The organism is Streptomyces sp. DG1A-41 (genome assembly GCF_037055355.1).
Classification (GTDB): Bacteria; Actinomycetota; Actinomycetes; order Streptomycetales; family Streptomycetaceae; genus Streptomyces.
In genome coordinates, this window is record NZ_CP146350.1 from 2,614,276 (window position 1) to 2,637,548 (window position 23,273).

At 69.1% G+C, this 23,273-nt stretch carries 17 protein-coding genes, 1 other RNA gene and 5 pseudogenes; 13 read left to right on the forward strand and 10 right to left on the reverse strand.

Annotated elements, in window-relative coordinates:
- Positions 1-12: 12 nt before the first annotated feature.
- Both V8690_RS12210 and V8690_RS12215 read right to left on the reverse strand, forming a co-directional pair.
- A complete protein-coding gene (locus V8690_RS12210) occupies positions 13-3,408 on the reverse strand; it encodes a hypothetical protein (RefSeq protein WP_338778237.1) in 3,396 nt (1,131 codons plus the stop codon).
- Positions 3,399-4,529: a hypothetical protein gene (locus V8690_RS12215; protein WP_338778239.1), complete on the reverse strand. Its 1,131-nt coding sequence runs from the start codon at positions 4,527-4,529 to the stop codon at positions 3,399-3,401. The genes V8690_RS12210 and V8690_RS12215 overlap by 10 nt, the downstream gene beginning before the upstream one ends.
- A gap of 182 nt (positions 4,530-4,711) precedes the next feature.
- Between V8690_RS12215 and V8690_RS12220 the strand changes: the two are divergent.
- Positions 4,712-4,798, forward strand: a pseudogene (locus V8690_RS12220) (IS5/IS1182 family transposase); the annotation flags it as partial.
- 597 nt (positions 4,799-5,395) lie between these two features.
- Positions 5,396-5,659 (forward strand): annotated as a pseudogene (locus V8690_RS12225) (transposase); the annotation flags it as partial.
- A 176-nt stretch (positions 5,660-5,835) separates the two neighbouring features.
- Here V8690_RS12225 and V8690_RS12230 read toward each other — a convergent pair.
- A complete protein-coding gene (locus V8690_RS12230; protein WP_338778241.1) occupies positions 5,836-6,519 on the reverse strand; it encodes a maleylpyruvate isomerase family mycothiol-dependent enzyme in 684 nt (227 codons plus the stop codon).
- Positions 6,520-6,715: 196 nt separating this feature from the next.
- Here V8690_RS12230 and V8690_RS12235 point away from each other — a divergent pair.
- The 5 genes and pseudogenes from V8690_RS12235 to V8690_RS12255 form a co-directional block, all read left to right on the forward strand.
- Positions 6,716-7,252: pseudogene (locus V8690_RS12235) on the forward strand (GNAT family N-acetyltransferase); the annotation flags it as partial.
- 18 nt (positions 7,253-7,270) lie between these two features.
- Complete coding sequence (locus tag V8690_RS12240; RefSeq protein WP_338785322.1) at positions 7,271-7,933, forward strand: M15 family metallopeptidase; 663 nt, start codon at positions 7,271-7,273, stop codon at positions 7,931-7,933.
- Positions 7,934-8,092: 159 nt separating this feature from the next.
- A complete protein-coding gene (locus V8690_RS12245; RefSeq protein ID WP_338778243.1) occupies positions 8,093-9,031 on the forward strand; it encodes a MerR family transcriptional regulator in 939 nt (312 codons plus the stop codon).
- A 74-nt stretch (positions 9,032-9,105) separates the two neighbouring features.
- Positions 9,106-9,702, forward strand: a complete 597-nt coding sequence (locus V8690_RS12250; protein ID WP_338778244.1) for a GNAT family N-acetyltransferase — start codon at positions 9,106-9,108, stop codon at positions 9,700-9,702.
- 300 nt (positions 9,703-10,002) lie between these two features.
- Positions 10,003-10,842 (forward strand): IS5 family transposase, encoded by an 840-nt coding sequence (locus V8690_RS12255; RefSeq protein WP_338778245.1) that lies wholly within the window; start codon positions 10,003-10,005, stop codon positions 10,840-10,842.
- 346 nt (positions 10,843-11,188) lie between these two features.
- Here V8690_RS12255 and V8690_RS12260 read toward each other — a convergent pair whose 3' ends face one another.
- The 3 genes from V8690_RS12260 to rnpB form a co-directional block, all read right to left on the reverse strand.
- Positions 11,189-11,794 (reverse strand): hypothetical protein, encoded by a 606-nt coding sequence (locus V8690_RS12260; RefSeq protein WP_338778246.1) that lies wholly within the window; start codon positions 11,792-11,794, stop codon positions 11,189-11,191.
- Between the two features lie 14 nt (positions 11,795-11,808).
- On the reverse strand, positions 11,809-13,044 hold the full coding sequence (locus V8690_RS12265) for an XRE family transcriptional regulator (protein WP_338778247.1): 1,236 nt from the start codon (positions 13,042-13,044) through the stop codon (positions 11,809-11,811).
- Between the two features lie 772 nt (positions 13,045-13,816).
- An RNA gene (gene rnpB, locus V8690_RS12270) (RNase P RNA component class A) lies at positions 13,817-14,234 on the reverse strand.
- Positions 14,235-14,708: 474 nt separating this feature from the next.
- Here rnpB and V8690_RS12275 point away from each other — a divergent pair.
- From V8690_RS12275 to V8690_RS12290, 4 genes and pseudogenes are all read left to right on the forward strand, one after another.
- Complete coding sequence (locus V8690_RS12275; protein WP_338778249.1) at positions 14,709-15,464, forward strand: MerR family transcriptional regulator; 756 nt, start codon at positions 14,709-14,711, stop codon at positions 15,462-15,464.
- Positions 15,461-16,039 carry a hypothetical protein gene (locus tag V8690_RS12280; RefSeq protein WP_338778251.1) on the forward strand — a complete coding sequence of 193 codons (579 nt, stop codon included), beginning with the start codon at positions 15,461-15,463 and terminating at the stop codon, positions 16,037-16,039. Before V8690_RS12275 ends, V8690_RS12280 begins: the two co-directional genes overlap by 4 nt.
- Before the next feature lie 42 nt (positions 16,040-16,081).
- A pseudogene (gene yaaA / locus V8690_RS12285) lies at positions 16,082-16,863 on the forward strand (peroxide stress protein YaaA).
- Between the two features lie 141 nt (positions 16,864-17,004).
- A pseudogene (locus tag V8690_RS12290) lies at positions 17,005-17,130 on the forward strand (keto-deoxy-phosphogluconate aldolase); the annotation flags it as partial.
- On the opposite strand, the gene V8690_RS12295 reads toward V8690_RS12290, so the two are convergent.
- From V8690_RS12295 to V8690_RS12305, 3 genes are read right to left on the reverse strand one after another with little or no spacing between them, the layout of a single operon-like run.
- Complete coding sequence (locus V8690_RS12295; RefSeq protein ID WP_338778252.1) at positions 17,105-18,652, reverse strand: bifunctional RNase H/acid phosphatase; 1,548 nt, start codon at positions 18,650-18,652, stop codon at positions 17,105-17,107. The pseudogene V8690_RS12290 and the gene V8690_RS12295 overlap by 26 nt on opposite strands.
- A gap of 19 nt (positions 18,653-18,671) precedes the next feature.
- Positions 18,672-19,415, reverse strand: coding sequence for a C4-type zinc ribbon domain-containing protein (locus tag V8690_RS12300; RefSeq protein WP_338785323.1), 744 nt, complete (start codon positions 19,413-19,415; stop codon positions 18,672-18,674).
- Entirely contained in the window at positions 19,412-20,317 is a 906-nt protein-coding gene (locus V8690_RS12305; RefSeq protein ID WP_338778253.1) for a Nif3-like dinuclear metal center hexameric protein, read from the reverse strand. The genes V8690_RS12300 and V8690_RS12305 overlap by 4 nt, the downstream gene beginning before the upstream one ends.
- Positions 20,318-20,562: 245 nt before the next feature.
- On the opposite strand from V8690_RS12305, the gene V8690_RS12310 reads away from it, so the two are divergent.
- The gene (locus V8690_RS12310) at positions 20,563-21,921 is read left to right on the forward strand and encodes a hypothetical protein (protein ID WP_338778254.1); all 1,359 of its coding nucleotides are present in this window, start codon (positions 20,563-20,565) and stop codon (positions 21,919-21,921) included.
- A gap of 97 nt (positions 21,922-22,018) precedes the next feature.
- Positions 22,019-22,222, forward strand: a complete 204-nt coding sequence (locus tag V8690_RS12315; protein ID WP_338778255.1) for a hypothetical protein — start codon at positions 22,019-22,021, stop codon at positions 22,220-22,222.
- A gap of 69 nt (positions 22,223-22,291) precedes the next feature.
- Here V8690_RS12315 and V8690_RS12320 read toward each other — a convergent pair whose 3' ends face one another.
- Positions 22,292-23,272, reverse strand: a complete 981-nt coding sequence (locus tag V8690_RS12320; RefSeq protein ID WP_338778256.1) for a 3-oxoacyl-ACP reductase — start codon at positions 23,270-23,272, stop codon at positions 22,292-22,294.
- Position 23,273 lies beyond the last annotated feature (1 nt).

Genomic DNA, 23,273 nt, shown 5'->3' on the forward strand with positions numbered 1-23,273 from the left:
TGGCTCTGCCAATCACTCCAGGTCTCGTTCTGTCCGCTGCGGGGTGCCCTGGCGAACGTTCATGTCCGCCCCTAGCCGGGCGATGACGTTCGATTCGACATAGGGGTGTTGGCCTTGGTGGTAGTCGTCTCGTAGCTGCATTCGCTCGTACCAGTGCCACACAACCAGCTCAAGGTTGTGCTCCACCAGGAATTTCTGCAGGAAGGGCTTCCTCACCAAAAGCGCCCGACTCGCATCCCCAGGTTCCTCGTAGTAGGTGAACATGGGCGCGCCGGCAGTATCGAGCCAGCTCGGGCCTCGCATATCGAAAGTCAGTCCCGCGGCCTGCTGGATGAAGGTCGAGGGCAGGACGGCGGTTGCGGATTCGCCGATGGAGCAGTCAAGGATGCTGCCCTCCCAGGTGTACTGCTCGATGGTGGGTACGACCTCCACGACTTTCCCGCCGATCGATACCGAGCGAAGGGCGTCGTGCCGGTGCGGGCAGCTCGGCCCCACCCGTCCTACTTCGCCTACATAGCAGCAGTCGGTGTGACCGTTGGAGTCGACGAGATCGCGGGGGTCGTGACGTGATTCATCTCGCAAGGCGTTCAAGAGGGTGCCGGCAGCATCCGCCTTGACGAGCAGCGTGTCAATGGCGCCCTTCTCCTGAAGGCCGCGCCAGCCCTTGTCGGCCAACGGATCGACCTTCTTCACGAAGCTTTCGAGTACCACCCAGTCATGGCCTTCTCGATCACGGACGAACAAGGAGCTGGCCATGGTCGGTTCGGAGGCGGAATCGGCCAGGAATCGTCTGATGTCTCCGCGGTATCGGCTGAAGTCGAGGCGGCCAGGTGGCCACTCTTCGAGGTTGATCAGCGACGAACTCCATGCCGTTACGCCATTGCCGCCGTCTTCTTCATTGAAGGCGTGGTAGTCGATCGGGGGCAGACTCGGGTCGATCTCTCGGTCGCCGATGATCTGATGCAATCCCTCATACGGTGCACTATCTCCGAAACGCCGCGAACTCTGGTAATTGTCTGCAACCCGGGCCAGTAGTTCGTGGTATGCCATCCACTGATACTTCTTGCCCCAGCGTTCGGCCTTGTGTCCTTCTCTGCCGCGCCCATGGCCGATGCGTCGGTCTTCATCTCCGAAGAGCTTGGGTGTCCAGCCGAGACTGATTGTGCGGCGGAAGATCCAGCGGCAAGCAACGTCCGCCGGGTACTCGTCATCGACCGGCTTGGGATACACAAACGCGGCGTCCCAGAGCTCTCTCTGCTCTTCGCTCAGCGGATCCTCTGCATGGTTCAGAAGGAACTCAAGCGGGCTCAAGGTTTGCTCTTCAGGGTTGCGCAGCTCGTCGGCCAGGGTCACCTTCTGTTCATCGCTTAGGGACGCGACGAACTTCTCCCAACGGCTCTTGATGAACCGCGGTTCCCGGGACCGTCGTTCGGGATAGGTCTGCCCGGTGCGGTAGCGCGAGAAGTGATGGACGCCAGGTTGGACGACGTAGCGGGCGAAGTCACCCATGCCCATCAATGAGAAGTCGATCGACGAATAGCTCTCGTCAGCCGGTTGCCCCTCGCGCCATCCGTACTTGGCCTTGAGCGTCGCCTCCGTCGGTGGCGGGCCAGGCACCGTCAGCCCGTACGGGCGCCGGGACGCGTCTAGCGCCGATGCGGGCAGCAGTTGCTGCGCTACGGCCCATCGGACGACACCGCGGGCGGCGTCGAGGAGTAGTTCATCCGGTCGCACGGGTGGGGTGAAGACGAGGTGGTGGACCAGATGGGCCAGGGATTTGGCCTGATCAGCCTGTTTCGGTGAGCTGCGCAGGAGTGCACCGTAGGCGATCGCGATCACACGTTGGACTACGTAGGGATCGTCGACCGCCCAGAAACGCTCGACGAGTGCGCGCATGACATCGAGGTGCCCACGTAGCAGTTGCACCAGGGCTTTGGTAGTCCAGTCCCGCATAAATCGGTTCGGAGAAGCCAAGAGCCAGCACAATGGGATGCAGGCAAGCTCGACTACTTTGGCGTCGTAAGCGGGATAGGGTCCCCCAGCCGCCCAGCGGGCCAGTCGTGCTGCCGTGCCCGACGCGTCGAACAGCGCGTGATACATCGCGAACCCGAAATCGCTGTCGCGCTCTGGCATCTTCTGCTGAAGGAGATACCGGTGCAGTCCCTCGCCGTTGAGGCGGTTGTTGGGCTGTGGTGCGAGGGCGAACAGCACCCCAAAGAACTCCGAACGGCGCAGATAGGGCTGTGCCTCGTTCAACAGGTCGATCGTCCGCTGTGTGATTGCTTCCGAGGCACGGTACGGCAATGTCTCCACGAGTGACTCGTAGAGCCGGCGGGCGCGTTGATGCTGGTCCCAGGCTGCCCTGTCTTCGTGCCGGTCGGGCGGGTCCGTCATCCTGATGCTCAGCAGGTCCGGCAGCTCCACACCGTAGACCTCCGGGAACAGGATGGTCGCGGCCTCGTTGATCCCCCAGCTGCTCTCCTCCGTCAGCCATTGTCTCACCGCTTCGTCGTTGAGCGGGTCGGCGGACAGTGCAAGCCGACGCCTCAAGAGCAGGAAGTCCGCGAAGGCTTGGAAGACAATGCGGATGCCTTCCCCGGTGTTTCCGTTCCCCAGGTAGAGACGCTCGCGTGTGAGTACTCCCTCTTCCTGCAGGAGGCCCAAGAGCCGGGCAGTGTCGATCCGGGGTTCTTCGAGCGACGACCTGACGGTCTGATGGGCGCTGGCAGCGCTCATGCTCTCGCGGCCGAGCCGGGACAACTCGTCGAGGAGCGCGTCGAGGGCGTGGCGGACGTGAGTCTGCGCTGCCTGCAGTTCGTAGCTTGATGTTGCGTGGGGGCGGAGGCGGCGAGCGACCGTGCCGATCTTTGCGCTGAGGTAGCGCTCAAAGATGGCGATGCGGCCCTCGTGGCCGGTTGGGGCCGCGTGAGTGTCGGCCTCCGAGAGGCTTTCGCAGTACAGGCGGAGGAAGAGCGGCAGCGTGAATTCGGGTGTCAGGAGCGGGATTTTGGGAGCTTCGAGGCCGTAGTGGTCGAAGTAGCGCTGTGTCGCCTCGACTTCTCGCTCGGCGAATCCCGGGTGCGTGCGGTGGACGTAGTGTTTGTCCTCGGTGCCCTCCAGCACGAGATCACGGTAGGTGTCGCGGCAGGAGACGACGAGGGCGATGTGGGGATGTCGGGCGACGGCAGCCCGCAGCTTCGGAAGATGCGTTCGCCAGAAGTCGGCTGGTGTGGTCTCGTTGAGGGCATCGATGAAGATCACGAAGCGGCTACCGGCCGTTGCGGTTGCTTCGCCAGCAGCGTCCATGGCACTGAGCAGGACATCGCCGCCGACGGGCTCCAGACCGAGCTGATCAGCGATGCTCGCCCAGAGGTCGCCCCTGCCGAACTGTGCACCGGCTAGGAACACCGCGGGCCGATCGGCGAGCAGAGCGCGGTGGGTGGCATCAAGGAGCAGGTGTGTCTTGCCCGACCCGGCTTGTTCCGTAAGAAAGTAGGCGCGCCGCCGGAAGGCTCGGCCGATCGAAGACTCAAGCCATGCGTGCAGTTCGTTGATCGCTGTGCGCAGGACACCGACGCCGTATCCCTCGGCCGTTCCGGGGGGTTCTGGTTCCGCTTGGGGTCGTCGCTCGGCAGCTCTCGCCACTCGGCCTTCGCCCGTCGCTCATAGTCCCTGGCAGCTTCAATGGCTTCGGCAGTAGCCGATAGCTGATCGGTGAGGTGCACTAGGGGAGTTGGGGGGTCCCCTGCTTGTACTGCAAGGGCACTCGCGGTTGCCTTCAAGACAGCTGCCGTGTCATGGATGGCCTGGTACGTGGCAGCGTCAGGATCATCCTCGTCTTTGACCAGGACGTGTAGATCGTTTACGGCGGTGATGACGTCGCGGCGCAGTCGATTGAAATGTGTGAGGACCGACTGGTCGAAGCCGAGCGCGACCAGGTCTTCCTGGATGGGAAGGTCGACCTGCAGGTCGGGCCGGTACTTCTCGCCGGCAGCGTCGGCCTGCTCCTTGTAGCGCTGCTCCAGCCAGTCGCGGCCGAGAACCACGTGATGCCACCAGAACCAGCGCCGGCCACGGTGCTCCGGCTTGGCCAGTTCGTCGAGCAGGTCGCTCTCCTGCACCAGCTCGAACTGAATCCCGTCGGCGCCGGAGATCGTTTTCTTCCAGGTTGCGACCTTTGCCTCGTACTTCTGTCGCTGAGACTTGCGCTCCCCGCCGCGCGTTCCGGTGGCAAGGTTCCAGGAGATCGCGAACGTCAGCTTGCGGAGTTCTGGTCGCTCCTTGGCTACGCGCTTCACCGAATCCGTCATGGCGGTCAGCAGCGGATCGATGCCCTCCACGTGCTTGGCCTGCCAGCCCCACTCCGTGCCGTCCTGAAGCGTGGCGTACCACTCCACGCCGCCGTCAGGGTTGCCGGTTCGGATGGCCTGAGTACCTGTTGGCACGCGGTTCTTGAGCAGTTGATACGACAGCTCTTCGAATGCCCGACTCTGCTCGCCGTTCCAGGCACGTAGCGTCCTGAAGCTCAATCCGTCTCCACCCCTCGTGTTTCCTTCCGGCTTGTAGACCCAGATGCGATCGCCCTTACGCCCGTCGGGGCCGATGCCAAGTTGAGGCCAGACATGTGGTCATGGCTCAGTGGCGAAGCCGAGGGGCTGCACCCAGCGCCGGGCCTACCATGGCTCCTCACCTGCTCTGCCAGTCCCGTGCGCGCCACCGGCATCCTGGGCGGCTTCGCGTTCCGGACCGGGCTGCACTCGCCGGCATCCTGTTCGTGTTGCGGACCGGTGTCGCGTGGCGTGCGTCGCAGGGGTATGTCAGCCGAGCCGAAGCCGGTCGCCTGGCAGTGAGGGGCGAGCGTCTCGCCCTTTTCGCCGCAGCTCTCAGGTACACGCCGGAGATGCTATGCCGCGCCACTGACAACGGCGGGGTTGGCGTCGGGCTCGTTCACCACCGTAAGCGCGCCTCCATGGGCGCGCTGGCGCTGCGACGCGTTCACGCGACTCTGGCAGTTACACGCCTCCAGGTGGAAGCCCTGACGGCGGCGAGCCGCGACGACGAAAAGAACGCGACTCACGGGCCAGCGTCAACATGGAGGGCTGCGCCACCAAGTCGACGATGTGCCACGCGGCCCGTCATCTCCCGTGCCAGGTCGGCCTGTGTCCAACCTTGGAGATCGCGGACCACGAGCAGAGCGCCAGCGGCTTCGAGCACATCTACCACATTGGAGACAGGGCCATGCGGGAGCCGAACATACCTCAAAATATTCCATGCATGATGCGCATCCCTGCTTCCGGTGCCAAGATCGCCTGGCGATCGGGCTCGGCCCCTGTCGCGGTCGACGACTTTGATACGCCGGCTGATGCCGCAGAGTCGCTGCGGTTGGAGTGGGGGCCTGTATGCGGACCGGGGCTACGACTTCGACAAGTACCGTCGCCTGCTGTGGAAGCGCGGCATCAAGCCGCTGATCGCCCGGCGCGGCGTCATCCACGGTTCCGGACTGGGCAAGGTGCGCTGGGTGGTCGAGCGCACCTTCGCCTGGCTGCACCAGTTCAAACGGCTCCGCACCCGCTACGAGCGACGCGCCGATCTCCATCAGGGTCTGCTCGAACTGGCCTGCAGCCTCATATGCCTGCGCCGCCTACGGACCTCATCCTGAGACGATCAGTTACGCCCCGTAGAGCGCCAGCCGAGGGTGAGCCGGCCCAAGTAGATGGACCGCGCGGCCCCGAGCACCGTCGGGCCGCCCCGCTCGACCTGCCCGCCTGGTGCCACATGGCCGGCCACCACTACCTCGGTCGCGGTGTCCGACCTAGACCGGTTTGTGCGCGGAGATCAGCCCAGGGCGAGCCAGTGGATGCCGAGCCGTTCGACCTGTGCGGCCTCCGCCTCGGTCAGCGACTCCCGGCCGGTGGCCTTGCGCAGGAAGCGGGAACGGCTCCACTCCAGCTTGTCGGCCGCCGGGGCGTGCTCCGCGCCCAGGAGCAGCTCTGCCACGGCGTCACCGGCCGCCGGGGTGAGCCAGGCTTCGCGTCCGAGTGCGTCGGCCAGGTCGAGGCCGTGGACGGCGACTTCCACGACGCGGGTGAGGACGAATTCCGACAGGAGCATGGCGTCGCCATGCCGTGTCCGCACGGTCCGACCGCCGGGTTGGTCCTGGCAGAGCCGGTCGACCCGCCGCCACGTCGCGGCGAAGTCCTCGGCGAAGGCGGCGCCGTCGGCCGGCCTCGCCGCACGGTCCTGGGCCAGGGCGGTCCGCTTGGCGTTGGTCTGGGGTGAGAAGCGGTCGTCCGGGCGGTAGTACTCCACCGCGGAGATCTCCGCCTCGCCGGGTTCCGGCGCGTCCAGCATGGCCGGAAGCCAGTCGATCACCACGCATACGTGCCCGAGTAGGTCGCGTACGGTCCAGGGAGTGCAGCGTGTCGGGAGGTTCCACTCGGCCTCGGACAGTCCGGCCACGGCGTCGCCGAGGGCTGCGCATTCCAGCTGAAACGCTTCGAGAACCTGGTCGTGACCCACGCCGTGTCGCCTTCCGTCCGTTCGCTGTCCCGCGCTCGCTTCACGGTCCCGCCGGTTCCGCTTCGAGCGCGCTTCTCAGATCATCGACACGCGTACCGAAGCGGTCCCGGTTGCAGACCGCAGGAGAAAGATCGCCGGGCAGCCGCCGGGCTTCTTCGTCGCTCGCTCTCACAGGGCGTGCGGTAGGTTCCCCGCCATGATCGAACCTGGAACCTGGCCGACGGCCCCGATACCGACCGACCGGCTCGTGCTCCGCACGTCTGAGGCCCGGGACCGTGCGGCCTTCGTCAAGCTGTTCGCCTCGCCCGAGGTGGGCACCTACATCGGCGGCGCCCGGCCGCGCGACGAACTCGAGCGCGGGATGCCCGAAGTGCCCGGCCGACGCCCCGGCTGTTTCGTGGTCGAACTCGACGGAACGATGATCGGCATGATCACGCTCGATCCCCGCGGTGCCGAGCGCCGGGGACACGTCCGCCCCGAGGGCGGAGAGACCGAACTCGGTTACCTGTTCCTGCCCAAGGCATGGGGACACGGGTACGCCTTCGAGGCGTGCGCGGCGGTACTCGACTGGTTCACTGGCGCGCGGCCCGGCGAACCCGTGGTGCTCTCCACCCAGAGCGCCAACGACCGGGCGATGCGCCTCGCGGCGAGACTGGGCTTCGCCGAGGTCGAGCGGTTCGAGGAGTACGGCGCCGAGCAGTGGTTCGGCGTGCGTCCCCCGGCCGCACCGGCCGGACGTGGGACGGCAGCCGTGAACGAGATCGTGCTGATGTCGGATCCGAGGGTCGCCGCCGTGCCTGTGATCGAGTCCGGCGAACGCCTCGTGGGCGTCCGCCCCGGCGGCCGATTGCTCGTCGACACCCGCAAGCAGGACCCGGCGGACGCCTTCGCCCACCTGCGGGAAGGCGTTCTGGAACGGCTGCTCACGGCTCAGACGATGCTGCCGGCGGGCATCCGGCTGCTGTTCGTCGAGGGCTACCGGCCCCCCTCGCTCCAGCGGGAGTACTTCGAGGAGTACGCCGACCGGCTGCGCGCCGCCAACCCCGGCTGGTCCTCCGAGGAGATCCACTCGGCGGCGAGCAGGTACGTGTCACCCCCCGACATCGCGCCGCACAGCGCGGGCGCGGCCGTTGATCTCACCCTCGCCGACGCCGACGGACACGAGCTGGACCTGGGCACGCGCATGAACGCGGACCCGGAGGAGAGCGCCGGCGCCTGCTACACCCACGCCCCGAACATCAGCGAGGAGGCCCGCGCCAACCGGAAGCTGCTGGGCACCGTGCTCACGGCCGCGGGGCTGGTGAACTACCCCACGGAATGGTGGCACTGGTCCTTCGGGGACCGCTACTGGGCCTTGCTCACGGGAAAGCCCGCGGCCCTCTACGGCCCCAGAGAACTCGGCTCGCCCAGCTGACCGACCAGACTCCTGTTCCGGCCCGGGCAGCGCACGGATGGCGAGCCGCCCGCTCTGGTCCGGCAAGAGGAATTGTCAGACGTGTGGATGAGGAGTGGTTGCCTGCCGGCCGGCGAAGGGACTTGAGTCTCCTGTAGGGGGAGACACGAAGGTGGGGACATGAACGGCGACACGCTCTACTCGATCGGCGAACTCGCTCGACGGACCGGTCTCACGGTCAAGACCATTCGGTTCTACTCCGATCGCGGAATCGTGGCGCCGACCGACCGCAGCCCGGCCGGCTACCGCCTCTACAGCATCGACGCCGTCGCACGCCTGGACCTCGTGCGGACCCTGCGCGAGCTGGGACTGGACCTTCCCACGATCCGCAAGGTCGTGGACCGCGAGCTCTCGCTTCCCGAGGTCGCCGCAGCGCACGCCGAAGCACTGGCAGTGCAGATCCGCGTCCTGCGCCTGCGGCGCGCGGTGCTGACGGCGGTGGCCGAGCGCGCGTCCACACCTGAGGAGACGGAACTCATGCACCGGCTGGCCCAGCTTTCCGAGGACGAACGCAGACGTCTGATCGGCGATTTCCTCGACGCCGTCTTCGGCGGTCTTGACGCCGCCCCCGCCTTTGCGGGGGTCATGCGCTCGATGACCCCCGAGTTGCCCCGCAACCCGAAGACAGAGCAGGTCCAGGCGTGGGTGGAGCTGGCCGAGATGTCCCTGGACCCGGGTTTCCGCGCCGTCGTGCGGCGGATGGCCGAGGACCAGGCGGCCGAGCAGACCCGAAGCGGGGTGACGGTCCCGCGCCGCGACATCGCCGCAGCCGTCCGTGACCAGGCCGGACCGGCCCTGGCCGCAGGCATCGACCCGGCCTCGCCCCAGGCTGATCCGATCGTCGCGGCCTTCACTGCGTTCTACGCACACCTCCTCGGCCGCCCCGACGACGTCGCGCTTCGCCGCCGGCTGACGACTCGGCTGGAGAGCGTGAACGATCCGCGCCGGGAGCGGTACCTCCAGCTGCTCGCAGTGGTCAACAGCTGGCCGGCCCCGGAGAGCCTGGCTCCGGTGCTCGACTGGTCCGTCCAGGCTCTGCGCGCCCGGACACAGCAATGACGGGGTGGTCACAAGGCGGCATGGGACGGACGCGGCCCGCGTCGGGTAAGAACACCGCCGCATATGATCAGCTGATGAGTGCCCCAGTCGTACTTCAGGTCGCCGCGTCGCCGGTCTCTCCCGCACTCGTTCTTCGCCCCTGGTGCATGGAGCACGTCGCCGCATTGGTCGAGGTGAGCCGGGATCCGGTACTGCGCCGCTGGGCGAGCTTTGTCATGGACAACGATGCCGACGGGACACGCTGGGTGCAGGCCCAGCAGCAGGGCTGGGCAGCAGGGGACCGGTTCGGCTTCGCCGTCCTTGAGGCACAACCCGGTTCAGTTCGCGACCAGTTGGTGGGCAACGTGGTCCTCAAGGAAGTCGCCTCCGGTAAACCGGCGGCCGAAGTGGGCTACTGGACCGCGGCGCACGCACGCGGGCGGGGAGTGGCCTCCCGCGCTCTGGAGGCACTCACCAACTGGGCCTTCGACACCTTCGAAGCCGACGGGCTGGAGCGTCTCAAACTCCTGCACCAGGTGGACAACCTGGCATCGTGCCGGGTTGCACAGAAGAGCCGCTACGACTTCGACACCCTCCTGCCCGCGGCACCGCCCTCCTTCCCCCGCGATGGCCACCTGCACATACGGGCATGCGAGCGCCTGAGATCCTCCCGGCTTCTGCGGACCGGCTGATGCTGCTCACGCCGAGACGGGTGCCGGGCGTTCGACGGGGTGGCCGCGTTCGAGTGACTCCTTCCATTCTGAAACGAGCAGTTAAAGAGCGTTTTGTCCCGAACAGGTTGTTTCGTGGTGCTTTAGAGGGCGCATTGGTCTGAGATTGCTGAGGCGGAAGTAACTGATGAGGGCGGCGTGACAGCTGGCATCGTGCGTCGGCCCGTTTCGGCCGGTTCGCTTCTGTCTGATCCCAAGGCGCCCCCGGTTGACGCCGTTTGCGCCCTGGGGACGCGTCGTGCCCGACGGTACTACCGAAACATGACGCGACACCGCCCGTATCCCAGCGACTTGTCCGATGCGCGCTGGGAACTGATCGGGCCCACCCTCACCACCTGGCGGTCCGAACGCAGGGGCAGGGGCCTGGACATCGGCCGACCGCCCGAGCACGACCTGCGCCGCATCATGGACGCCATCCTCTACGTCGACCGCACCGGGATCCCCTGGCGCTATCTGCCCCACGACTTCGCTCCGTGGGAGACGGTGTACGGGTACTTCGCCGCCTGGCAGAAGGAGGGCATCTTCGACCAGCTCAACGGCCTGCTGCGTCGCCTGGTGCGCGAGGCCGAAGGCCGGGATGCCGAGCCGAGCGCCTGCGTGCTGGACGCCCAGAGCGTCAAGACCTCCGCCAACGTGCCCGCGGCCGGCCAAGGCATCGACGCGGGCAAGAAAATCGCAGGCCGTAAGCGCCATATCGGCGTCGACACCCTCGGACTGCTACTGGCCGTATGGGTGACCGCGGCAAGCGTCTCCGACAACGCCGGCGGCATCCAGGTGCTCTCCCAGGTTTCCGCCGCAACCCCTCGAGTGACCAAGGCGTGGGCCGACACCGGCTATCGAACGAAAGCCATCGACCACGGCGCCCGCCTCACAATCGACGTCGAAGTCGTCCAACGCGATCCCGGCGTCAAAGGGTTCAAGGTGATCCCCCGACGTTGGGTGGTCGAGCGGACCTTCGGCTGGCTGATGCACCACCGCCGCCTCGCACGCGACTACGAGGCCCACCCACATCGCTCCGAAGCCATGATTCACGTCGCGATGATCGACCTCATAAGTCGACGACTCACCCGCGAATCCACCCCGAACTGGCGCGACACCTGAACTTGGAACCAAACAACTGCGCCGGGACAAAACGCTCTTTTAGCCAGACCCAGGACTCGGACGGTCACGCGAGCGTAGAGGCGGGCCCTGGCCCCCTAACCGATCCGCCCGCTCGCCACGGCTTGTGCGCCTCTTCCAGGCCACGAGGACGCATCCATGTCGAGGCACCGCTCACCGCCTGCAGACGACAGCCCGCCGCATTGGTCCGCCAGCCCGATGCGCCCCCGTAAGCCGGTTGGGCTGTCACCACACCCCGATCTCACATGGCCAGCCGCCCACGGCGCTGAATGTGCGTGCTCGACCAGATGTCGGCGGCTGGAGGTCGGCGGCCGTCCAGCTCCCCAGGCTAGGGCTGGCCCAAACGGCCCAACCGGCCGGATATGAACTCCGCGGCCGTGTAGTCCTTCCCTCGTTCAGCAGCCTGGAGAGCATCTGCGAAAATAACCGCTTCGTCAGCGGCGAGGCGATCACCCTGGACCATGCGAGCCAGCAGCTTGTGGATGCTGAAGGGCGTGAGGTTGTGGTGGAGTGATTCAATGCGTGCGTTGTAGTCCTCGCACAGCATGTACGGGTCCATCTGCTGAAGCCGCTCGGCCATGGCCATGATCACTGACTCTGCCCAGTGCTCCGCCGGATGTCTCAGGCTCCTGCCGCTGCGCATGATGTCCTGAATCTCCACGACCCGCTCCGCCGCGACAAGTTCGTCGGTGTCTACGGGTTCTCCCAGCCAGTCGAGTTGCCCCAGCGCTGCTACCGCCAGGTCTTTGATGCCTGGTGGGCCCTGGCTTGCCAGGCGTTCCAGTTCGTCGACGACGACGTCCAGCAAGACGCGGCGCTGCGACACCAGTTCGCCCTGGACCGTCTGGCGCAAGTTGTCATCAGCGGCAAGGGACAACAGCGAGGAGGTGTCGACGAACCACAGGGCAGGCTTTGCGGGCGCGGGAGTCGTCACCGCGCTGGCCGGCGTCAGACGAGCACCTCGGGATCAGCTTCCATCACCGCATCCCACAGAGCATCGTCGTCCTCGCGTTGCAGCAAGGTCGCCACTACGCCCAGGCCCACGTGCTGGTTGCGGGCTGCGTCTACCGCGGCGCTCAAGAGACGCTCGGGCGCGCGGACTGTCTGCCGAACCGTGATCCCCGCACCAGTGGGAGCCACCGAGGCGTGGCGCGTGACGAGATCTGTCACCCTCTGGCTGCGCAGGCGCTTGCTCTGATCGTAGGTGATCAAGCCCATGACGCAGAGCTGGTAGACCAGGGCCGCCAGGGAGACGCCGAACTGCTCCATGAGTGCAACCAGGCTGCGCTCGGTGACACGTCCGGCACTCAGCCATTTCAGGGTCTCGCGAATGCCCTCCTCGGGCATCAGCAAGTGGCCCGCAAAGGCGTTGACACGCCTTTCTTGCAGATTGTCGGCGAACATGTCCCGCTCGCCCTCGTTGATGACGTCACGTGGGTCACCGAGCAAGTGGTGGCCCAGTTCGTGAGCGAGTGTGAACCGCACATGACCTTGGGAGAAGTCAGTGCTGGCCACGATCAGCGCCACACCGTCACCATGGATGCATAGCCCATCCGTCTGAGTTCCGAGCGGAGACAACGCTACGTCGACCCCGAAGTGCCGCTCGATCAGTCCGGGCAGGTCACCCAGCTCGTGCGAACCCAGGCCAAGTTGGTGTCTCATTTGCTCGGCCAGGCGTTTGCCCTGGCGTTCGGCCTCGGCCTTGTTACGCGGACGCTGGGACAGTTCCTTGCGTGCGTAGTCGAAAACCTGCTGCCCTGCTGCGGTCGGCAAGGCGGGAGGCGGCGCCGCGCGCTGAGTCAGAACGTCCTCGACCTCAAGCAACTGCAGTGCGCGGCGCTTGGCGTTGCTGTCCTCGTCCGGGCTGGTGTCGCCTGCCAGCCGGTGAGCCATGGCCAAGGTCGGCCGGGAAGGCTGCCCGAGCAGATGGGCTACCGAGACGCCCAAGGCTTCCGCGAACTTCGGCAGCTCCCGAACACCGATCTTGCGCCGACCGTTTTCGATCTTCGAGATTTGGTCCTTACCCAGCCCGACGAGGGCACCGAGGGCATCACCCGTCAGTCCACGGCGGGTACGGGCCTGTCCGACTCGGTATCCGACATCGGCAGGGCTTGCAGTCCGGGTCAAGGACTCCGCAGGAAGCAACGAACCCAGCGCTTCCATGCCTGTCAGTCCGCCTCGCATAGCCACCTCCTCTCACGGCGTCCGTCTCTTCGATACCAGTGTCGCAACCAAATGCCCATCATCGCAACTACCTCTACGCCATAGTTGCGAATCTGGGCCTGCTGTGACGCACCGGACGCCGGCCAGTTCGGCCACGGCCACTCCTCGCACCGAGTGAGACCACACCGCACGTCCAGACCCAGGCCGTGCTGGAAGCATGCTCACCGCGCGTGGCCCAATCAACGTGATGATCTACGTTCCCGCGGATTTCGCGACGCGCAGGACAGGTGTCAACGGTCATGAGAAGTCTGGTGGGGCGGTCGGTGGGCATCCGGGCTGGTGGACAGGTTCTGCCCCGGAGTCATCCCGGGGCATGGGGCCTCTGAGGTATGCGCAGGGTGGCCGGCTGACGGACCGAGCGCCGGAGGTTCCGGGGGGCTGCGCTAGGCACGTAGACGGCTCTCCTTCGACCGGGGCAGACCACGCCGAGGCAGCCACGGCGCACTTCCCGGGTCCACCGCAGGGCGCACCATCGGTGATCGAGTTCAGCCAGAGCGGGTCGACAAGAAGACACCTCGTACATGTACTTCCGATATTTGTCCGCCGCCTGAATGTCAGCTACAGGCCGACGTTGAACCACCTTTAACGCCCGGATGCCCGGATCTGCTGCATGAGCTGCAGACAGTGACGACAATACGCGGGCCCAAATTCGACCCGGATTCGACCCGGATTCGACCCGGGGAGTTTGTTCAACTATAAAACATAGCCTCTGACCTGCGAAAATAAGGAGCGGCAGACGAGTCAGGCTATACGCCGGGTTCTGTTCCCGGGGTTCCTCGCGGAGCCCCGGGCGACGGCCATCCATCTAGGGCCGGCGTTGCCACCGGCCTCGTGCGGTCTACCCGCGGACTCGGGCGGGCAGCCCTCGAGCGTCCGCGCAGGAGCACCCCTTCCTTCGAAGAGGTGCCCCCTCTTGACCTTGCTCCGGGTGGGGTTTACCTAGCTGCCTGAGTCACCCCAGGCACTGGTGGTCTCTTACACCACCGTTTCACCCTTACCGAGGGCCGGAGCCCTCGGCGGTTTGCTTTCTGTGGCACTGTCCCGCGGGTCACCCCGGGTGGCCGTTAGCCACCACCCTGCCCTGTGGAGCCCGGACGTTCCTCGGGGAGCTCCCCGTCAGGGGGACTCCACGCGGCCGTCCGCCCGGCTCGTCTGCCGTGTCGACCATGGTACCGGGCGTGAGCGGGGCCGGGGACCGGTGGCGGTCGCCAGGACCGAACCCGCGAGGATCAGGGCGAAGGCCGCGATGATGCCGGGGTCAGGCGCTCGTCGAAGAACAGGGCCCCTGCCGCCGCCGCGGTCGACGTACGTGATCACTGTCGCCCTGGTCGGACCAGCCTCCTTGATCAGTTCCAGCAAGGCGACGAGGCGAGTGCCGTGCAGAGCACTCCCAGTCCTGCCAGGGCGGCCGGGACCTCGGGGCGGGGAGCGAGGACGATCAGGTGAGCGCGGCCGCCGGGGCGTAGACGAGTGCGGCCAGGGTGGCAGTCATGTCACGCCCCTCCGAACCACCCGTCCGTCGGATCGGGAACCGTACCCTCGATCGTGGCACACGATCGCGGCCGCTGTCAGAAGCCACAACCGGTCCTTGACCTTGCCGCGACGTCAACGTCTCTACTGGTCCCATGCGGATCGGAGAACTCGCCGGCGTCGTCGGTGTCACCACGCGGGCCGTGCGGCATTACCACCATCTGGGGCTGTTGCCGGAGCCGGAGCGGCGGGCGAACGGGTATCGGCAGTACGCGCTGAGTCACGCTGTCGTACTGGCGCGGATCCGGCGGCTGACCGAGTTGGGGCTGGGGCTCGCGGAGGTGCGGGATGTGCTGGCGGACGACGCGGGGAAGGACCTCGTCGAGGTGCTGACCGAGCTGGACGAGGATCTGGCGCGGCAGGAGGAGGCCATCCGGGAGCGACGGCGGCGGTTGCGGGCGTTGCTGGAGGCGGAGGGCGGGCTGCCCGCCGAGGGGCCGGTGTCACCCGAGCTGGCCGCGTTGTTCGCCGGGACCGCGCATCTGTCGGACTCGCCGATGGCCGCCAAGGACCGCGAGATCATCGCCTTCCTGGAGACGGCCATGCCTGACGAGGCCCGGCAGCAGCTCGTGTCGTCGCTGGGTGAGGTGCTCGGCCGGCCCGAAGCCGTGGCGCGGGCCGACGAGGCGTACGCCCGGCTCGACGCGCTCGCCGACGCGGAGCCGGACGATCCGCGCGTCGCCGGGGCCGCCCGGGCCCTCGCCGACTGCATTCCCCCGGGGCTGTTCCCGGAGATCGGGGACCTCGACCACGACGACAGTGTGCTGCGCGCCTTCTACGAGGACCTGGCCCCGGCCCAGGCCGAGGCGATCCGCCGGACGCTGCGCATCCTCGCCGAGGAGCGGCGATGAGGATCGCGCGGCTGCTGGTCCGGCACGAGGCGCGGCTGCTCGTGAGTCTCGTGCTGTGGGTGGCGCGGCGCACGCACGGGACGAGGAGCGGGCGGGCTTTCGGGTACGCGCGCGGGCAGGGCGCGGTGATGTTCGGGTTCGGGTTCGTGTGCCTCGTCGAGACCGTCGCCATGTCCGTGCTGCTGCGGGACTGGCCGACCGTGCACGCCGTGTTCCTCTTCCTGGACGTGTACGGCATCGTCTTCGTCGTCGCGCTGCACGCCTCGTCCGTCGTACGCCCGCACGTGCTGGATACGGACGACGGCTCGCTGCGGATCCGCCGGTACGTCCATGTCGACCTGCGGGTGCCGCTGGAGCGGATCGCCTCGGTGCGGCGCGAGCTGCGGATGACGCACGAGCGGGCCGACGGCGAGCTCGACGTCGAGGTCGGGTCGCAGACCACCGTGACGCTCGAACTGACGGAACCGGTCACGCACGTCACCTTCCTCGGGCGCCGGAGGGAGGTACGGGTCGTCCGCTTCCACGCCGACGACGCCGACGGGCTCGTCCGCGCCCTCGGCCAGGCGCGTGTCTGAGCCCCCCGTACGCTGTCCCGGAGTTCGATCGAAGGAGTACGCGTGCTTGTCCTGCTGCCGCCGTCCGAAGGCAAGGCCTCCTCCGGCCGCGGTGCCCCGCTGAAGCCGGAGTCGCTGTCGCTGCCGGAACTGACCGCCGCCCGGGAGGCCGTCCTCACCGAGCTGGTCGAGCTGTGCGCCGGCGACGAGGACAAGGCGCGCGAGGTGCTCGGGCTGAGCGAGGGGCTGCGGGGCGAGGTCGCGAAGAACGCGGAGCTGCGCACGGCGGGGGCCCGGCCGGCCGGGGAGATCTACACCGGGGTGCTGTACGACGCCCTCGGTCTGGCATCCCTGGACGCCGCCGCCAAGCGGCGTGCCGCGCGGTCGCTGCTGGTCTTCTCCGGGCTGTGGGGTGCGGTCCGGGTGACGGACCGGATTCCGTCCTACCGGTGCTCGATGGGGGTGAAGCTGCCGGGTCTCGGTGCGCTGGGCGCGCACTGGCGTACGCCGATGGCGTCGGTGCTTCCCGAGGCGGCCGGGGACGGGCTGGTGCTGGATCTGCGGTCCGCCGCGTACGCCGCCGCGTGGAAGCCGAAGGGCGAGGTCGCCGGGCGGACGGCTTCCGTGCGGGTGCTGCACGCGCCGACCCGGAAGGTCGTCAGCCACTTCAACAAGGCGACCAAGGGGCGGATCGTGCGCAGCCTGCTGACCGCCGGGGCCGCCCCGAGGGGCCGGCCGAGCTGGTGGAGGCGCTGCGGGATCTCGGGTACGTCGTGGAGGCGCAGGCCCCGGCGAAGGCGGGGCAGGCGTGGGCGCTGGATGTGCTGGTGACCGAGGTCCACTGACGGTCATCGGACCGAGGTGCACTGAGGGTCATCGGATCGTGGTCCGGGGGATCGCCGGGCGGGTGCCGGAGGCGGTGGTGGGTGCCGGGACGGTGATCAGCCCCGGGCAGGTCACGGAGGTGGTGGACGCGGGCGCCCGCTTCCGTCGCCTGCGTGGGCGGGAGCTGGATGCCGCCGCAGGACGCGGTCGCGGCGCGTGCCCGGGGCCGCGTCGAGGCGCCGGCCCGCGAGGCGGCGGCGCTCAGCGCAGGTGGGACGTGTCGTTGAGGAGCCGGACGCTGGCGTTGCCGTCCGCGTAGTACGCGACGACCGACAGGGACGCGGCCGACAGTTCCATCCGGAACAGGGACTCCGGCGGGGCGCCGAGGGCGAGCCGGACGAACGTCTTGATCGGGGTCACGTGCGTGACGAGCAGGACCGTGCGGCCCGTGTACGCCGCGATCAGCTTGTCGCGGGTGGCGGCGATCCGGGTGGCGGTCGCCGCGAAGCTCTCGCCGCCTCCGGTGGGTTCGGCGTCCGGGGAGGCCAGCCAGGCGTTCAGGTCGTCGGGGTGGCGCTCGCGCACCTCGGCGAAGGTGAGGCCCTCCCAGGCGCCGAAGTCCGTCTCGCGCAGCCCGTCGTCGACGCTCACCTCGAGGCCGAGCCGGGCGGCGACGATACCGGCGGTCTCCCGGGTGCGGGCGAGGGGCGACGACACGATCGCCTGGATCGTGCCCCGCCGGGCGAGCAGGGCGGCGGCCCGCTCGGCCTGCTCCCGGCCGGCGTCGGAGAGGGAGGGGTCGGTGCCACCACTGCCGGAGAACCGCTTCTGCGGCGTCAACGGCGTCTCCCCGTGCCGCAGCAGTACGAAGGTTGCGGGGGCACCCATGTCGGCTGGGGCCCAGCCGGGGGTGGCGACGGCCTTGGCGGCACGAGCGTCGGCATCGGCCTTGACCTCGCGAAGGCCGGCATCGGCCTTGACCTCGCGAGCGCCGCCATCCGCCAGGGCGGCACGAACGCCGACGTCTGCCCCGGCCCCACGAACGTCGGCATCCGCCGCAGCCGCACGAACACCGGCACCCGCCCCAGCCGCACGGGCGTCGGCATCCGCCTTCACCGCACCCGCGTCAGCGTCAGCCGACGCGCCGTCATCAGCCGACGCGCCGACGCCGCTCGGCCGCTCCGTCGCTCCGCGGGCGGAAGGAGGCGCGGGAGAAGGCCCGGCTTCCGGCTCCGAGCCGGTCGGCGTGGCGGAGGGGCGCCCCGCCGCCAGGGCTTCGCGGGCCCTCGCGGCGCCCGCCGCGGCGTCACCCGGCGGGCCAGTCGGACCAGGCGGGGCGGCAACCCCGGCGGCAGCGGTGTCCAGCTCCGCCGTCGACGTCGAAGCCGACCACTGCTCACCCCTGGCCCCGGCGTCCATCGCCTCGTTGGCCAGCCGGTCCGCGTGCTTGTTCCGCTCTCGCGGGATCCACTCGTACGTCACGCGCCCGGGCGGGAAGATCCGGGCCGCGTCCGCCGCCAGCGGCTTCATGTCGGGGTGCTTGATCTTCCAACGGCCCGACATCTGCTCGATCACGAGCTTGGAGTCCATCCGGACATGGACCGTCGCGGCGGGGTCCAGTTCATGCGCGGCGCGCAGGCCGGCGAGGAGGCCGCGGTACTCGGCGACGTTGTTCGTGGCGACGCCGATGTACTCGGCGGCCTCCCGCAGCGTCTCGCCCGTCGCCGCGTCGCTCACCACGGCCCCGTAGCCCGCGGGCCCCGGGTTGCCCCGCGACCCGCCGTCGGCCTCGACGATGAACTCCCGCACCGCAACGGCTCCCAGCGACCTAGAGACCGGACTCGGACGTGCGCACCAGGATGCGGCGGCAGTTCTCGCAGCGGATCACCCTGTCGGGCGCCGCGCTGCGGATCTCGCTCAGCTCGGTGATGGCGAGCTCCTGCCGGCAGCCCTGGCAGCTGCGCGCGTACAGCTTCGCCGCGCCGATGCCGCCCTGCTGCTCGCGCAGCTTCTCGTACAGCTTGAGCAGGTCGGCGGGGACCGAACCGGCGATGACCTCGCGCTCCTTGGTCACCGTGGCGACCTCGGCGTCGATCTCCTCGAAGGCGGCGTCGCGGCGCGCGGTCGCGTCGTCGATCTTCGACTGGACGGAGCCGACCCGCTCGGTCAGCTCGGCGACCCGCTGCTGCGCGGACTCCCGGCGCTCCATGACCTCCAGCACCACGTCCTCCAGATCGCCCTGACGCCTTGCCAGCGAGGCGATCTCCCGCTGGAGGTTCTCCAGGTCCTTGGGGGAGGTGACGGCGCCGGAGTCCAGGCGCTGCTGGTCGCGGGCGGCGCGCTGGCGCACCTGGTCCACGTCCTGCTCGGCCTTGGTCTGCTCGCGGGCGCAGTCGCTCTCCTCGGTCTGCGCGGCCACGAGCAGGTCGCGCAGCTGGGTGTGGTCCTTGGTCAGCGACTCGATCTCGGCGTGCTCGGGCAGCGACCTCCGCCGGTGGGCCAGCTGCTGGAGGCGGACGTCGAGGTCCTGGACGTCGAGGAGTCGGATCTGGTCGGCGGGCTCGGCGTTCAGTTCGGGGCTCCCAGGGGGTCAGAAGAGGAAGGAGGGCGCGTAGCGCTCGTTGGAAGGGCGGTGGCGGGCGACGGGTGGGCAGAGGCCGCGTGGGCGGTCCAGGGGTCGGTGACCGTCTTCGAGACGTGGACGCGCAGGTCCCATCCGTGCCGGTCGGAGATCTCGTCGAGCTGGCTCGCGGCCAGCTCGCACCAGGGCCACTCGGTGGCCCAGTGCGCCGCGTCGAGCAGCGCGAGGGGACTGTGGGCGCGGGCCTCGGAGACGGGGTGGTGGCGCAGGTCCGCCGTGAGGAAGGCGTCGACGCCCGCCGCGCGTACCTGGTCGAAGAGGCTGTCGCCTGAGCCGCCGCTGACGGCGACGGTGCGCAGCACCGCCTCGGGGTCGCCGGCGACCCGGATGCCCTGCGCGGTGGCGGGCAGCCGCTCGGCGGCACGGGCGGCGAACTCGCGGACGGTCAGCGGGTGGTCCAGCGCGCAGACGCGGCCCAGGCCCCGGCGGCCCTCCGGGTCGGTGGGGTCCGGCACGAGCGGCCCGGTGACCCGCAGGTCCAGGGCGCCCGCCAGGGCGTCGGAGACGCCGGGGTCGGCGGTGTCGGCGTTGGTGTGGGCGACGTGCAGCGCGATGTCGTTCTTGATGAGGGTGTGGACGACACGGCCCTTGAAGTGCGTCGCCGCGACCGTCGTCGTGCCGCGCAGATACAGCGGGTGGTGGGTGACGACCAGGTCGGCGCCCAGCTTCACCGCCTCGTCGACGATCTCCTGGACCGGGTCGACGGCGAACAGGACGCGCGTGACCTCCTGGTCCGGGTCGCCCACGACCGTGCCGACCGCGTCCCAGGACTCGGCCCGCTCGGCGGGCCACAGGTTCTCCAGGGCGGCGATGACTTCAGACAGACGGGGCACGGGTGCAAGGCTACCCGGCTGATCTGTGGCGTTGAACCGCCACCGCCACCGCCACCGTCACCTTCGCCGCCATCCCCACCGCCCTCGCCCCAGCCCCCGTCGCCCGGCTCTCGCCCCGCGGAGCACAGAAGCCCTCACATCCTCAGGCGAATCGTTCCTGGAACACCCTTATGTGTGAAGTCCGGAGCCTGCGGATTCCCCGCACGCACGCGAAAACTACGTTCGTCACTGGAGGTGACCGAACGATGACACTGTGTGCGATCGAGCCTTCGGCGGGACACGAGGACGACGAGGCCGCGCCGGCAGGATGCACGCTCACCGCGGACGGCGCTTACGCCGCGCGCCTCGCGTCGGCCGGCGACTCCTGGTTCCCGGAGCGCTGGACCCTGGACGGCCCCGAGCCGTACGCGGTCCCCCTGCCCCGCAACCAGCCGGAGGAACCGGGCACCGAGGTACAGCCGATGGGCGACGGGCGGGTCCTCATCCACCGTCTGGTGGCCGGGCGGCACGCCTTCTCGCTGCTGTATCCGACCGGGCCCGGCACCGGCGAGCTGCCCCTGGGCGTGGTCGAGTGCCCGGACGACACGGCCCGGCTGCGGCTGCTGCCGCCCGCCCCCGGCGGCAGGCGGGCGTACGCCCTGGCCGTAGGCCCGCGTTCGACGACGGTGTGGCTGGTGGCGGGCGGCGCCTTCGGGCCCGAGCGGCTGGCCGAGCTGCCCGGCCGCTGCTCGGGCGGGGTCTGGCTGGACCGTACGGGGCGGCTGCTGGCCCTGGACCGGGAGACCGGCGGGCGCACCAAGGCCGTCGTGGTGGACCTGGAGCGCGGCGGCGAAGTGTCGCCGCTGCTCCAGATCGCCGCCGACAGCGACGACAGGCTGCTGCTCGCCGACCACGACAGCGGGCTGCTGATCGTCCGCTCGGACGCGCCCTCCCCGGGGCAGGACCGGCTGGGCTGGGGGGTCCTCGGCAGCACACTGCCGGTGCGCTTCCCGGAGTGCCTGAGGCTGCGGGGCTGCACCCTCACGCCGTTCGCGATCCAGCCGGGGCAGATGCTGACGCCGGAGAGCTGTGCGGTGGCGCTGCGCGTCGACGGGCCGCGCGGCAGCTGGGTCGGCGTGTGGCGGCCGGCCGAGCGGCGGGTGCACCATCTCCCGGCGCCCGAGGGGTGGCTGGCGGGCACCGGGCTGTGGACGCCGGACGGGGTGCTGCGTCTGCCGTACGCGACGGAGGCCGTGCCGTGCGGCGTGGCACAGGTGAGCCCGCCCGCGGCCGTACCGCAGGAGCCGGGCGCCACGCCGCCGCACCCGGGGCCCGGGCAGAGGCCGGACGCCCGAGCCGCTGGCGCGACCCCGACCCCGGGACATCCTCCGGAACCGGCGCCTCCCGCACCGGGCCACCCCCCGGAACCGGCACACGCGGCTCCGGCACACCCGGCTCCCGAACACCCGGCTCCGGAACACCCGGCTCCGGAGCTCTCGGGGAACCACTCGCAGCAGCCGGTACAACCCGCCTCACCAGCCGACCCCCCTCACCCCCCGGCGCCCTCCACCCCACGCCCGGTCCCGTTGCAACAGGCGCCATTGGGACGGCTTGTAACGAACTAGTGCCGGTTCGCGTGGCCGCCTGGATCCGGGGTGCGGGGTGCCGGTTACACTCGCCCGGCTGTAAGAAAGATCATGTTGACGGGGTGAATTCCATCCGATGAGCGACGCCGGCACGAACCAGCGCACTTCCCCCAAGGACTGCGACAAGCTCCGTCCAGGGGGGACCCCCACCGTCCAGGCGATCTCCGCCGGCCACGGCCGGCACCGTGGTGAGGTCTCCACGCAGGACGGCGAGACGGCTCCGCGCGGCCGCCACCGCAAGCCGGTGGCGGAGACCGAGCAGTCCGAGACGGCGGCCTGACGGAACGTCAGGCGGCGGACCGGTGACGGTCCTTCCCGCCGCATGGCGGGGAGGACCGTTCCGTGTCTCTCACCTGCGTCCGAGCCCCAGCACCTCCGCCGCCGCGAACGTCTCCCCCGCAGGCCGGTCCGCGTAGTACGGCCCGAGGACGGCCTCCAGTTCGTCGTACGTGAAGGTGTCCTGCTTGCTGTCGAACCGGGCGGCGACGCGCGGCCGTTCGACGACGGCCACCATGCCGCCGTGCACCACGAGGAGCTGTCCGTTCACATGGGCGGCGGCGGGCGAGGCCAGATAGCCGACGAGCGGGGCGACGTGCTCGGGGGCGAGCGGGTCGAGGCCGTTGCCGGAGGGCTGTTCGACGCCCGCGAAGACGTCCTCGGTCATCCGGGTGCGGGCGCGCGGGCAGATCGCGTTGGCCGTGACGCCGTACTTGGCGAGGGCGAGGGCCGTGGAGGTCGTGAGGCCGACGATCCCGCCTTTCGCCGCCGCGTAGTTGGGCTGTCCGGCGGAACCGGCGAGGAACGCCTCGGAGGAGGTGTTCACGATCCGCCCGTACACCGGCTCCCCGGCCTGCTTGGACCGCTTCCGCCAGTGGGCGGCGGCGAACCGGATGGTGTTGAAGTGCCCCTTGAGGTGAACGCGGAGCACGGCGTCCCACTCCTCCTCGGCCATCGAGAACACCATGCGGTCGCGCAGGATCCCCGCGTTGTTGACCAGGATGTCGAGCTTCCCGAACGCGGCGACGGCCGACTCGACCAGTGCGCGCGCCTGCCCGAAGTCGGAGACGTCGCCGGTGTGCGCGAGCGCGGCCCCGCCCGCCGCGCGGATCTCGGCGGCGACTTCCTCGGCGGGCCCGGCGGAGGCCTCGCCGGTGCCTCCCCCAAGCTCTCGGCTTCGCTCGAGCAGGGGGGACCCCCATCGGCCGGGCTGCCCGTAGTCGTTGACGACCACGGCGGCGCCGAGCCGGGCGAGTTCCAGCGCCTCGGCCCGGCCGATCCCGCGACCCGCGCCCGTGACGATCGCGGACAGTCCCTGGAGCGGCAGCGGCATG

Excerpts from the sequence above, each read along its gene's own strand:
- V8690_RS12245 (WP_338778243.1), top strand. The coding sequence starts at position 8,093 with ATGAACGGCGACACGCTCTACTCGATCGGCGAACTCGCTCGACGGACC.
- V8690_RS12250 (WP_338778244.1), top strand. The coding sequence starts at position 9,106 with ATGAGTGCCCCAGTCGTACTTCAGGTCGCCGCGTCGCCGGTCTCTCCC.
- V8690_RS12255 (WP_338778245.1), top strand. The coding sequence starts at position 10,003 with ATGACGCGACACCGCCCGTATCCCAGCGACTTGTCCGATGCGCGCTGG.
- V8690_RS12265 (WP_338778247.1), bottom strand. The coding sequence starts at position 13,044 with ATGCGAGGCGGACTGACAGGCATGGAAGCGCTGGGTTCGTTGCTTCCT.
- V8690_RS12275 (WP_338778249.1), top strand. The coding sequence starts at position 14,709 with ATGCGGATCGGAGAACTCGCCGGCGTCGTCGGTGTCACCACGCGGGCC.
- V8690_RS12280 (WP_338778251.1), top strand. The coding sequence starts at position 15,461 with ATGAGGATCGCGCGGCTGCTGGTCCGGCACGAGGCGCGGCTGCTCGTG.
- V8690_RS12310 (WP_338778254.1), top strand. The coding sequence starts at position 20,563 with ATGACACTGTGTGCGATCGAGCCTTCGGCGGGACACGAGGACGACGAG.
- V8690_RS12315 (WP_338778255.1), top strand. The coding sequence starts at position 22,019 with ATGAGCGACGCCGGCACGAACCAGCGCACTTCCCCCAAGGACTGCGAC.
- V8690_RS12320 (WP_338778256.1), bottom strand. The coding sequence starts at position 23,272 with ATGCCGCTGCCGCTCCAGGGACTGTCCGCGATCGTCACGGGCGCGGGT.